This is a genomic window from Pseudomonas lactucae (genome assembly GCF_016937615.1).
Lineage (GTDB): Bacteria > Pseudomonadota > Gammaproteobacteria > Pseudomonadales > Pseudomonadaceae > Aquipseudomonas > Aquipseudomonas lactucae.
Genome location: NZ_JAFHKI010000183.1, coordinates 1 through 12,053, shown reverse-complemented (window position 1 = coordinate 12,053; position 12,053 = coordinate 1). Strand labels below are relative to the sequence as shown.

Genomic DNA, 12,053 nt, shown 5'->3' with positions numbered 1-12,053 from the left:
GCTTGCTCCCGATAGCGGTAGTTCAGTCACTGGATGTATCGACTGACACGCCGCTATCGGGAGCAAGCCCCCTCCCACATTTTTTTGCCTGGCGTTTGTTCGGGTATTTCAAGAAATCCAGGCATAAAAAAACCCCGCTTTTGAGGGCGGGGTCTTTTCGACTAAGTCAGTACAAGTTAGATAACTTGAACTTCTTCAGCTTGCATGCCTTTCTGACCGCGGGTAGCGATGAAAGAAACCTGTTGGCCTTCTTTCAGGCTTTTGAAGCCGTCGGATTGGATAGCTTTGAAGTGAACGAACAGGTCGTCACCGGATTGTGGAGTGATGAAGCCGAAGCCTTTTTCATCGTTGAACCACTTAACGGTACCAGTTTGGCGATTAGACATGGTGTAACTCCTTGAACAAAGTTAACTGCGACTCAGGAAAAGCCCTGGCCGAGACTGAGTGCAAAGAGCAGGAAAAATTCTTGGAGATGGTTGGATCGAAATTCAACATATCGTGTAGAGATTCTCAGTGACACAAGCAACACAGTGACGCCACCTTAACCGTTTTTCAGGAACGTGCCAATGGTATTTCCGAAGGTTTCTCTATTTTCGTGACTGGCGGTGGTATTTACGCTCACTGGGCATGGTTGCTTGGAGCCCGGCCACGTTAGCCAAGGCTTATAGCAAGCGGTGCATTCATCAAGAAAAGCCCGACGGCCTTTGAACCCCAACGCCGGCCCCGGTAAGATGCCCAACAGAATTTTCCACCTCGCTATTCAGGACACCCGCCATGAGCATCAAATCGGACAAGTGGATTCGCCGCATGGCGCAAGAGCACGGCATGATCGAACCGTTCGTTGAGCGCCAGATTCGTGGCGAAGGCGATGACCGTGTGATCTCCTACGGGGTTTCCAGCTACGGCTACGACGTACGCTGCGCCGATGAGTTCAAGGTGTTCACCAACATCAATTCGGCGATCGTCGACCCTAAGAACTTCGACGAAAAGAGCTTCGTCGACGTCAAGAGCGACGTCTGCATCATTCCGCCAAACTCTTTCGCCCTGGCGCGCACCGTGGAGTTCTTCCGTATTCCCCGCGACGTGCTGACCATTTGCCTGGGTAAAAGCACCTACGCGCGCTGCGGCATTATCGTCAACGTGACGCCGCTTGAGCCCGAGTGGGAAGGCCATGTGACCCTGGAGTTCTCCAACACCACCACGCTGCCGGCGAAAATCTATGCCAATGAAGGTGTGGCGCAGATGCTGTTCCTGCAGTCTGATGAGGCCTGTGAAGTGTCCTACAAAGACCGCGCCGGCAAGTACCAGGGCCAGCGCGGCGTGACCTTGCCACGCGCTTGATCGAAAGGTCCTACGCGTAAAGGGAATTAGTCTGCAGAAAGTGACTCTATTGGGTGTACTGCCTCGGCGCGTGTAAAACGCGCGAGCCACGCTTGAGGAGTGCCTTATGAAAATCGACCCGCGAATCAGCGCTGAACTTGCCCGGCTTGAACCCAACCAGATTGGTGTTCTGGCCTGGTCCCTGATGGCCGATCCCGCCTATGCGGGCGGCATCCCCGGCCAACCCGAGCCGGATTATCCACAGCCTACCGAACCGGGTGAACCCACTCTTCCGGACGAGCCACCGCCAGCGCCAGTCGCCTGAAAGGTCAGTCTGCGCTTAAGTGAACGGGCCACACCTGGTGATCGCCGATCACATAGATTTGGCGATCATTGTCCTGCGTGACGGTAAATCCTCCGGTAAATGCGCCATACGCCGGCAACAGACTCACACGTCCCCCGACCTGAAAGCACGGTAGCCGCAAACTCTGGCGGCCCTTGCCGCGCAGGCGATACACCGGGTGTACATGCCCTGCCAACACATGATGACTGGCGTGGGCATCCGGTTCGTGTTGCAGGGCAAATGGCCCCATCAACAGTGGCTCCTGGACTACTTCGATCCGCAAGTCGGCAGGCGGGTCGCCTGCGCGCTTATCGTGGTTGCCGCGGATCAAGGTCATGGGCAGCTCCGGGTTGCGCTCACGCCACGCGCGCAACACAGCCAGCGTGCCGCTGGCGTGAGAGCCGGGACCATGCAGGAAATCGCCGAGGAAGATCACCCTTTCGCACCGATAGGCCGCCAACAGCCGATCCAGCCGCTTCACATTCTCGGTGGTGGTCCCTTGCGGCACGGGCTGCCCGAGGCTGCGATAGGCCGCTGCCTTGCCAAAGTGCGCATCGGCAATCAGCAGGCATCGGCGTGCCGGCCAATAGACGGCCTTGTCCGCCAGCAACCACAGTTCCTCTCCCTCCAGCGTCACTGAACAATGCATCAAGGCTTCCCGTTATCCGCGACTTTTTCCAGGTCCTTGACCATTCGCGCAATGCGCTCCGACAGTTTTTCCGAACTCATGCTCTCGCGCATGCGCTCCACCAGCAGCGGGAAGGCCAACGGCGTAGGCCGTGCGATCAGGTGCAGGTCCAGTTCGAGGGCCGACAGGTGAAGTAATGTCTCTTCCAGTCTGCGAATATCCAATTCATCGCGCAGGACTTCTTCCCCGGCCTGGGCCAGCAACAGGTTCTGCGGGTCATATTGCTTGAACACCTCAAAGAACAAACCGCTGGATGCCTGCACCTGCCGGGTATCGTTTCGGCGCGCGGGGTAACCGGCAAACACCAGCCCGGCGATGCGTGCAATTTCACGAAAGCGGCGCAAGGCCAGTTCCCCGGCGTTCAGGCTGGCCAGGACGTCCGTCAGCAAGTCTGCCGGACTCAGCAGCGCGACGTTCAACAAAGCCGGCCAATCCACTGCCGTGGCGCTCAACAGTTCCAGGCCGTAGTCGTTGATCGCAATGGAGAACGTCACCGGTTGCACCTGGCTGACCCGCCATGCCAGCAGGCTGGCCAGCCCCTGGTGCACTTGGCGGCCGGCGAACGGGTAGAGGAACAGGTGCCACCCCTCTCGCGACTTCAACACTTCGGCCAACAGATGCTCGCGTGTAGGCAAGCCCGACCAGCGCAACTGCGTCTGTAACAGGGGTTGCACCGCGCGCATTTCAGGGCCTTCGAAATGCCCATGGGCCGCTGCATCGAGGCGCGCCACCAGCGCCTGTGCCAGTTCATTGGAAAGTGGCATGCGCCCACCATTCCAGCGCGGTACGGCGGCTCTTTTGGCGGTGCCGCGGCGGACGTAGGCGGTCATGTTTTCCACGCGTACCAACTCCAATAAGCGCCCGGCGAACAAGAAGCCATCACCGGGCTTGAGCCGAGCGATAAAACCTTCCTCAACACTTCCGAGGTTTGTGCCACCGCCGCCCTTGCTCCAGAACTTCAGCTGGATACTCGCATCGCTGACAATCGTACCGACGCTCATGCGATGGCGCCGCGCCAGCCGTGCGTCGGGTACGCGCCAGATGCCGTGTTCATCGGGTTCCACACGACGGTAATCCGGATAAGCAGTCAGCGACAGCCCGCCATGGCGCACAAACCCCAGGGCCCAGGCCCATTCGACCACGGTGAGGTGGCGATAGGCCCAGGCGCCGCGCACTTCATCCAGCAGCGCATCCGGGGTAAAACCACCGCCCAGGGCCATACTCACTAAGTGTTGTACGAGTACATCCAACGGTTTGTAGGGCGATTCGCGGGCTTCGATGTGGCGCTCGGCAATCGCGTCCTGGGCCGCCGCCGCTTCTACCAGCTCCAGACTGTGTGTGGGCACCAGTGTCACCCGTGACGGCCGCCCCGGCGCATGGCCCGAGCGCCCGGCGCGCTGCATCAGGCGCGCCACGCCCTTGGCCGAGCCGATTTGCAACACCCGTTCCACCGGCAGAAAATCCACCCCCAAATCCAGGCTGGAGGTGCACACCACCGCTTTGAGCTGCCCATCTTTCAAGGCCCGCTCCACCCAGTCACGGGTTTCCCGCGACAGCGAACCATGGTGCAGGGCGATCACTCCGGCCCAATCCGGCCGTGCCTCCAAGAGTGCCTGGTACCAGATTTCCGACTGCGCCCGCGTGTTGGTAAACACCAGGCAACTGCTGCTGGCGTTCACCTCGGCCACCACCTGGGGCAGCATTTTCAGTCCGATATGCCCCGCCCAGGGAAAACGTTCGGCGCCCGGTGGCAGCAAGGTGTCGACTTTCAACTGTTTGGCCGTTTGCCCCTGCACATTGATCCCATCGCCCTGTGGGACTAAAACCTCCAACGCGTGGGCCTGGTTACCCAAGGTCGCCGAGATCCCCCACACCATCAATTCCGGATGCCAGCATCGCAGTCGTGCCAGCGCCAATTGCAGCTGTACGCCACGCTTGTTGCCGATCAATTCATGCCATTCATCCACCACCACCATGCGCAGGTGCGCCAGGCTGGCCTCGCTGTCGGCGCGAGCGAGCATCAGGGTCAGGCTTTCGGGCGTGGTGACCAGCGCGCTTGGCTGGCGCCGGGTCTGGCGGGCGCGCTCGCTGCTGCTGGTGTCGCCTGTGCGCAGACCAACGCTCCAGGGAATCTGCAAGGACTCCAGCGGCGCTTCAAGGGCGCGTGCGGTGTCGGCGGCCAGTGCACGCATCGGCGTGATCCACAGCACCGTCAGCGGTTCGGCGGGCGGTTTGCGTTTGCCGGCAGCGGGCGGGCGAGTGAGGGCGAAGCGATTGAGTGCGGCAAACCACAGCGCATAGGTTTTACCGGCGCCGGTGCTGGCATGCAGCAACCCTGACTGGCCGTGCTTGACTGCCGCCCACACGTCTTTTTGAAAGGCGAACGGCTTCCAGCCCTTGGCGGCAAACCATTGCTTGGCGAAATCGATGGGTTTTGCCATACGGCGGCTGACATTCCGGAGGGTCTATTCCCACAGACCCTCCAGGCGCCGCAAAGGTTTACTTCAAATTGCCACTCAGAAATTGCTGCAGGCGCTCGCTCTTCGGATTACCCAGCACGTCCTCCGGCGCACCTTGCTCTTCCACCAGGCCTTTATGCAGGAACAGCACTTGGCTCGATACCTTGCGCGCAAAGCTCATCTCGTGGGTGACCATGATCATGGTGCGGCCTTCTTCGGCCAGGCCCTGGATCACCTTCAGCACCTCACCCACCAGTTCCGGGTCCAACGCCGAGGTCGGCTCGTCGAACAGCATCACTTCCGGCTCCATGGCCAGTGCACGGGCGATCGCCACCCGCTGTTGCTGGCCGCCGGAAAGAAACGCCGGGTACTGGTCGGCCACGCGCGCCGGCAACCCCACCTTGTCCAGATAACGACGCGCACGGTCTTCGGCGTCCTGCTTGCTGCAGCCCAGCACCCGACGCGGCGCCATGGTGATGTTTTCCAGCACGCTCATGTGGCTCCACAGGTTGAAGTGCTGAAACACCATCGCCAGGCGCGTGCGCAGGCGCTGCAACTCGGCGTCGTCGGCCACGCGCATGCCGTGGCGATCGCTGACCATGCGGATCGCCTGGCCGTCGAGGGTCATGGCGCCATCGTTGGGGGTTTCCAGAAAGTTGATGCAGCGCAAGAAGGTGCTCTTGCCCGAACCGCTGGCGCCGATCAGGCTGATCACGTCACCAGTCTTGGCCTTGAGCGAGACACCTTTGAGCACCTCATTGTCGCCATAGCTTTTATGCAGGCCTTCAACGGTCAATTTGTACATGGGGCATGCATCCTCAAGGCGAAAGTAGATAGCCGCTACGGTAGGCCTGTAAACCTGCGACATGGCCGATGACCATCCCGGCAGTGGCCATGCGGCGTAGCGAACGGGCGTAAAGCAGGCCTGCGTTCCGGCAGTGCACGGGCGTTACGCGGTCGGTAAGGGGGTCGATGATTTCGGCGATCAGTTGCCCGGCCTCCAAGTATTCACCGGGCAGGGCGCTGAACACCAGCAAGCCGCCAACCGGCGTGGCCACCGGTTCCACGCCGGCGAGTGGGGTGGCCGGGTAGGGCAGCGCGGGCAGCGGCGCCGCGTTGCCTGTGATGGCGCCGAAGTGAATCAGGTAATCAATGATCGCCTGGCAGTCGAGGCTGGCCAGGCCGTGGTTCACATCACCCTGGCCGCGCAGTTCGACGGTCACCGAAAAGCTGCCCATGGGAATCGGGAAGCGCTCGCCGAAGCGCTGCTGCAACTGCCACCACACCAGGGTGAAACACTCGTCGAACGACTGCCCGCCGGAATCGGTGGCCAGCAAGTTGGCCTCCGAGCCGAGGTAGCGCGCCAACGGCTCCACCTGCGGCCAGGCTTCGGGCGTGGTGTACAGGTGCGCCACGGCTTCGAAGTCGCAGTGCAGGTCCAGCACCATGTCGGCATCGCAAGCCAAACGTTGCAGCACCAAACGCTGGGACTGCAATTGGGTCGCGGCGGTGTGTCCGGCCAGGGCGCTGCTTAATGCGGCGCGGATCAACCGGGCGTTGTGCTGCGCGTCATCGCCGAGCAGCGCCTCGACCTGGTCGCCGACGACTTCGCTGAGGTCGACAAACAGGCGATTGAAGTTCTGTCCGCTCTCCAGTTCGTAACGGCCCAGCGGGATGTCCATCAACACCTGTTCCAGGCCTACGGGGTTGGCGACGGGCACCAATACGATTTCGCTCGACAACCGCCCGGCCGCTTCCAGCTCGGCCAGGCGCGCCTTCAAATGCCAGGCCACCAGCATGCCCGGCAGCTCATCGGCATGCAGCGACGACTGGATGTAGACCTTGCCTTCAGCCTGCGCAGGGCCGAAATGGAAACTGTGGATCTGCCGCGCCGTGCCTGGCACCGGCGCAATCAGATCATGTAACTGATGCCGCATGAAGGCTCCTTAATGGCTCGGACCGAGGAAGGCCAGCCAGCGGCGCTCCGCCAGGCGAAACAGGCCGACCAGGGCGAAGGTCACGGCCAGGTAGATCAGTGCCGCGATGCCGAACGACTGAAAGGTCATGAAGGTGGCCGAGTTGGCGTCCCGCGCGACTTTGAGGATGTCCGGGATCGTTGCGGTAAAGGCCACGGTGGTCGAGTGCAGCATCAGGATCACTTCGTTGCTGTAGTAGGGCAGCGAACGGCGCAGGGCCGAGGGCATGATCACGTAGGCGTACAGTTTCCAGCCGCTGAGGCCGTAGGCCTTGGCCGCCTCGACTTCGCCGTGGGCCATGCTGCGGATGGCCCCGGCGAAAATCTCCGTGGTATAGGCGCAGGTGTTAAGTGCAAAGGCCAGGATGGTGCAGTTCATCGCATCGCGAAAAAATGCATCCAGCACCGGTTGGGCGCGCACGGCGGCGATGCTGTAGATGCCGGTGTAGCAAATCAGCAGCTGTATATAGAGGGGCGTGCCGCGAAACAGGTAGGTGTAGAACTGTACCGGCCAACGCACCAGGCGCTTGCGTGATACGCGCGCGATGGACAACGTATCGATACCACAAAGCCAATCACCAGGGCGGCGCTGAGCAACCACATCGTCATGGCCAGGCCGGTGATGTGCTGGCCGTCGCTGTAAAGGAACGGGCGCCAGTATTCCTGCAAGAGTTCGATCATCGCACGGCCTCCCGGGCGCCTGCGGAGTAACGACGTTCAAGACGGCGCAACACGAAATTGGACGCGCTGGTGATCAACAGGTAGATCAGCGCGGCAAGTACCAGGAAATAGAACAACTGATAGGTGCTCTTGCCGGCATCCTGGGCGGCTTTGACCAGGTCGGCCAGGCCGATGATCGACACCAGGGCGGTGGCTTTGAGCATCACCATCCAGTTGTTGCCGATGCCGGGCAGGGCAAAACGCATCATCTGCGGGAAGGTCACGTAGCGAAACCGCTGCCCGCGCTTGAGGCCGTACGCGGTGGCGGCTTCCAGTTGGCCACGGGGCACGGCGAGGATCGCGCCGCGAAACGTCTCGGTGAAGTAGGCACCGTAGATAAAGCCCAGGGTGATGACCCCGGCGCTGAATGGGTCGATTTCGATGTATTCCCATTCCATAAAGTCGGTAAGACCGGTGAGCCAGGTTTGCAGGCTGTAGAAAATCAGCAGCATCAGCACCAGGTCGGGCACCCCGCGGATCAGCGTGGTGTAGAGCTGGGCGGGAATGCGCAGCAAGGGCAGGCTGGACAGTTTGGCACTGGCGCCGAGCAGGCCCAGCAATACGCTGACGGCCAGGGACAGTACCGACAACTTGAGGGTCATCCAGGTGCCTTGCAGCAACAGCGGGCCGAAACCCTTCAAACTGAATGCGCTCAGCCCGAGGGTTTGCAACAGATCTTCGAACATAAATCAGGACCTATGGCGATAAAAAAGCGCCCCTCCAAAAGAGGGGCGCCCCGGGGCATTACTTGCCGCTGTACAGGTTCAGATCGCCAAAGTGTTTTTTCTGGATCTCGGCATACTTGCCATCATCGTGTAACGCTTTGATACCTTTATCCAAAAGGGCCTTGAGTTCAGTGTTACCTTTTTTGATACCGATCGCGGTTTTCGACGGCAGCAGTGGGTCGTCGATCGGCGCGCTGACTTCGTAGCCGGCACCGGCTGGGGACTTCAAAAAGCCCAGTTCAGCTTGCAGCATGTCTTGCACGGATGCATCGAGGCGCCCGGACGTCAGGTCAGCGTAGACCTGGTCCTGGTTGGCGTAGGCCTTGGTGGTCACACCGGCCTTGTCCAGCACGGCCTTGGCGTAGGCTTCCTGAATGGTGCCTTGCTCGTAGCCCACGGATTTGCCCTTGAGCGACTCAGGAGTGGAGTAACCCGCGCCTTTCTTGAACACCAGCGAAGTTGGGCCGGAGAACAGTTCGCTGGAGAAGTCGATGGCCTTTTCGCGCACCGGGGTCACGGTCATGGACGAAATTACGCCGTCGAACTTGTTGGCTTTCAGGCCCGGAATCATGCCGTCGAAGTCACTCTCGACCCACTTGCACTTCACTTTCAACTCAGCGCAGATGGCATTGCCCAGGTCGATATCGAAGCCCACCAGGCTGCCGTCGGCGGCTTTGGATTCAAACGGCGCGTAGGACGGATCGACACCAAAACGCAATTCCTTGTATTCCTTGGCCGTGGCGACGCCGGCGGCCATGCACAGAGCCAGTGCAGAAAGGGTCAGCAATGCTTTTTTCATTATGTAATCCCTGGAAACCAAGATAAGCGCTTGTGGCGCGTTTAGGACTGTTACTGAACGGTGTCAGACGGCTCACTGGTAGCAATTTCTGCACCATAGTTCCGAATGTGGCTCCGAATGATCGTTTTAAAAGGTAGGAGGAGGGAGTTCTGAGTGTAGACATGCCCGAAAATGGGCATTGAAAATTGAGTGCACTTTTTCGGGGCGTGTGGGGGCTTGCTCCCACCAGGGTTCTGCGTCAGGTCAACAGGTCTTGCAGAGTGGCCAAGTTATCCGCCTCATCCACCGCCTTATCCTGCCGCCAGCGCAGCATCCTTGGAAAGCGCACCGCAATCCCGCTTTTGTGGCGTTTGGACAGGGCAATCCCTTCAAAGCCCAGCTCAAACACCATGCTCGGCGTCACGCTGCTGACCGGGCCGAATTTTTCCACCGTGGTTTTGCGCACGATTGCGTCGACCTTGCGCATTTCTTCGTCGGTCAGTCCGCTGTATGCCTTGGCGAACGGCACCAGGCTGCGCTCGCTGCCGGGCGGGCCGTCCCACACCGCAAAGGTGTAGTCGCTGTACAAACTGGCGCGCCGGCCGTGGCCTCGTTGCGCGTAGATGAGCACTGCATCGACACTGAAGGGGTCGACTTTCCACTTCCACCACAGACCCATGTCCTTGGTGCGGCCCACGCCGTACAGGCCTTGGCGATCCTTGAGCATCATGCCCTCCACACCTAGGCTGCGCGAGGCTTCGCGTTGTTCGGCCAACGCCGCCCACGTTTCGCCCTGCAACAACGGCGAAGCCAGCAACACGGGCCTGTTACATTCGCCAATCACCCGTTCGAGCTGCGCTCGACGTTCGGCCTGGGGACGGTTGCGCCAGTCATCGCCCTGATATTCCAGCAGGTCATAAGCGAGGACCGCGACTGGCGCGTCCTCAAGCACTTTTTTGCTCAGGGTCTTGCGGCCTATGCGTTGTTGCAGCAGGGCGAAGGGTTGCACCGAGTCTTTCCACACTACAATTTCACCGTCGATCACTGTGCCATCGGGCAGGCCACTCACCAGGCTGTGGAGTTCAGGGAAGCGCTCGGTGACCAGCTCTTCACCCCGCGACCAGACCCATAACCGGCCTTCGCGCTTGACCAGTTGCGCGCGAATGCCATCCCACTTCCATTCCACTTGCCAGTCGGCGGGTGACCCGAGCAACGCGTCGAACTGCTCCACCGGTTGCGACAAACCATGGGCGAGAAAAAACGGATAAGGCTGCCCGCCACGTTGGGCGTGTTCGTCAGACGATTCGGCGGCGATCAGCTTGAGGTAGCCCTCAGCTGTAGGCCGGTTGGACAGGTCGGTGTAACCCACCAAGCGCTGGGCGACGCGTTTGCCGTCCAGATGGGCCATGGCTGCGAGGGCGCGGGTGACCAGCAATTTGGACACGCCAACCCGAAAGCTGCCGGTGATCAACTTAATGCACACCATCAGGCTGGGTTGATCCAGTTGCGCCCACAGTACTGGCAAACGGGCGGCCAACTCTTGCGGTGGCAGACCGCGCAAGGGCAGGAGTTTTTCTTCCAACCACACGGCCAAGCCGTCTTCCGAGGTGTGGGTCGATTCCGGCAACAGCAGGGAAATCGTCTCTGCCAGGTCGCCCACCGACTGATAGCTTTCTTCGAACAACCACGGTTCGATACCCGAGGCTTCGGTGGCCATGTCCCGCAACAGACGCGTCGGCACCAATTGCCGGGGCCGCCCGCCGGATAAAAAGTACACCGCCCAGGCCGCATCTTGCGCTGGCGCTTCCCGGAAATAGGCCTGCAACGCCGCGAGCTTGGCATTGCTGGACGTGGTGGCGTCGAGGTTGGCGTACAGCTCGGCGAAGGCCTTCATGCTGTGGCTTCCTCTTCATCATCGCCGTATTCGGTGCTGAAACCCTGGGCGTCCAGGCCTTTTTCCCGCAGGTGGCGTACCAATACGCCGACAGAACCGTGGGTGACCATCACCCGCTCAGCGCCGGTTTGTTCGATAGCCCATAACAGGCCCGGCCAATCGGCGTGGTCCGACAGCACAAAGCCACGGTCCACGCCACGCCGCCGCCGTGTGCCACGCAAGCGCATCCAACCGCTGGCGAAGGCATCGCTGTAGTCGCCGAAGCGGCGTATCCAACTGCTGCCGCCAGCGGACGGTGGAGCGATGATCAGCGCCTGGCGCAACAGTGGGTCGGTCTTTTTGAAATCGCCGGCGTAGAGGGTTTCCGGGATATACACGCCTGCCTCGCGATACACCCGGTTCAAGGGTTCGACCGCGCCGTGGCTGAGGATCGGGCCGATGCTGGCGTCGATGCCATGCAGGATGCGTTGCGCTTTGCCAAAGGAATAGCAGAACAACACGCTGGCCTTGCCGGCCGCGATGTTCGCCTGCCACCAGTCGTTGATCCCGGCGAAAATCTGCGCCTGGGGTTGCCAGCGGTAGATTGGCAGGCCGAAGGTGGATTCGGTGATGAAGGTGTGGCAACGCACCGGTTCGAAAGGCGCGCAGGTACCGTCGGGTTCGACCTTGTAGTCGCCGGACGCCACCCAGACCTCGCCCCGGTATTCCAGGCGCACCTGGGCTGAACCGAGCACATGCCCGGCGGGGTGGAAACTCAGGGTTACACCGTGGTGCTGCAGTTGTTCGCCATAGGCCATGGTTTGCAGGTTGATGTCCTGGCCCAGGCGTGAACGCAGGATACCTTCGCCGGGTGCCGCCGCCAGGTAATGCTCGTTGCCGGTACGGGCGTGATCGCCGTGGGCGTGGGTGATGACCGAACGTTCGACCGGGCGCCAGGGATCAATGTAGAAATCTCCAGCAGGGCAATAGAGGCCTTCGGGGCGGGCGATGACGAGGTCCATGGGGTGACCGGGGAGGTGGGCTTGTTACTTAGGAGATGAGGCCGGACGCAGAAGTTCTATCTGAATGCATGGGATCCAAATGTGGGAGGGGCTTGCCCCCGATAGCAGTGTGTCGGGCAGAACATCAGTACCTGACAGACCGCTATCGGG

The 12,053-nt window shown here is 60.8% G+C and carries 11 protein-coding genes and 1 pseudogene; 2 read left to right on the top strand and 10 right to left on the bottom strand.

Annotated features, from left to right (window positions below; genetic code table 11):
• Positions 1–176 precede the first annotated feature (176 nt).
• Complete coding sequence (locus JWR98_RS26680) at positions 177–386, bottom strand: cold-shock protein (protein ID WP_002554837.1); 210 nt, start codon at positions 384–386, stop codon at positions 177–179.
• A 388-nt stretch (positions 387–774) separates the two neighbouring features.
• Here JWR98_RS26680 and dcd point away from each other — a divergent pair, with 388 nt between their 5' ends.
• Positions 775–1,341: a dCTP deaminase gene (gene dcd / locus JWR98_RS26675; RefSeq protein WP_003172320.1), complete on the top strand. Its 567-nt coding sequence runs from the start codon at positions 775–777 to the stop codon at positions 1,339–1,341.
• A gap of 106 nt (positions 1,342–1,447) precedes the next feature.
• Complete coding sequence (locus tag JWR98_RS26670; protein ID WP_010212420.1) at positions 1,448–1,645, top strand: hypothetical protein; 198 nt, start codon at positions 1,448–1,450, stop codon at positions 1,643–1,645.
• Between the two features lie 4 nt (positions 1,646–1,649).
• On the opposite strand, the gene pdeM is transcribed toward JWR98_RS26670, so the two are convergent.
• The 9 genes and pseudogenes from pdeM to JWR98_RS26625 form a co-directional block, all read right to left on the bottom strand.
• The gene (gene pdeM, locus JWR98_RS26665; RefSeq protein WP_078731891.1) at positions 1,650–2,312 is read right to left on the bottom strand and encodes a ligase-associated DNA damage response endonuclease PdeM; all 663 of its coding nucleotides are present in this window, start codon (positions 2,310–2,312) and stop codon (positions 1,650–1,652) included.
• Complete coding sequence (locus tag JWR98_RS26660; RefSeq protein ID WP_205491656.1) at positions 2,312–4,792, bottom strand: ligase-associated DNA damage response DEXH box helicase; 2,481 nt, start codon at positions 4,790–4,792, stop codon at positions 2,312–2,314. The genes pdeM and JWR98_RS26660 overlap by 1 nt, the downstream gene beginning before the upstream one ends.
• Positions 4,793–4,850: 58 nt before the next feature.
• Entirely contained in the window at positions 4,851–5,615 is a 765-nt protein-coding gene (locus JWR98_RS26655) for an ABC transporter ATP-binding protein (protein ID WP_003172326.1), read from the bottom strand.
• 13 nt (positions 5,616–5,628) lie between these two features.
• Positions 5,629–6,747, bottom strand: coding sequence for a succinylglutamate desuccinylase/aspartoacylase family protein (locus tag JWR98_RS26650; protein ID WP_205491654.1), 1,119 nt, complete (start codon positions 6,745–6,747; stop codon positions 5,629–5,631).
• 9 nt (positions 6,748–6,756) lie between these two features.
• A pseudogene (locus tag JWR98_RS26645) lies at positions 6,757–7,466 on the bottom strand (ABC transporter permease).
• Positions 7,463–8,191, bottom strand: coding sequence for an ABC transporter permease (locus JWR98_RS26640; RefSeq protein WP_078731894.1), 729 nt, complete (start codon positions 8,189–8,191; stop codon positions 7,463–7,465). Before JWR98_RS26640 ends, JWR98_RS26645 begins: the two are co-directional and overlap by 4 nt.
• Before the next feature lie 58 nt (positions 8,192–8,249).
• Positions 8,250–9,029 carry a transporter substrate-binding domain-containing protein gene (locus JWR98_RS26635; RefSeq protein ID WP_003172332.1) on the bottom strand — a complete coding sequence of 260 codons (780 nt, stop codon included), beginning with the start codon at positions 9,027–9,029 and terminating at the stop codon, positions 8,250–8,252.
• A 238-nt stretch (positions 9,030–9,267) separates the two neighbouring features.
• Positions 9,268–10,902, bottom strand: a complete 1,635-nt coding sequence (locus tag JWR98_RS26630) for an ATP-dependent DNA ligase (RefSeq protein WP_205491652.1) — start codon at positions 10,900–10,902, stop codon at positions 9,268–9,270.
• Positions 10,899–11,903, bottom strand: coding sequence for a ligase-associated DNA damage response exonuclease (locus tag JWR98_RS26625; RefSeq protein ID WP_078731897.1), 1,005 nt, complete (start codon positions 11,901–11,903; stop codon positions 10,899–10,901). Before JWR98_RS26625 ends, JWR98_RS26630 begins: the two co-directional genes overlap by 4 nt.
• Positions 11,904–12,053: the final 150 nt, after the last annotated feature.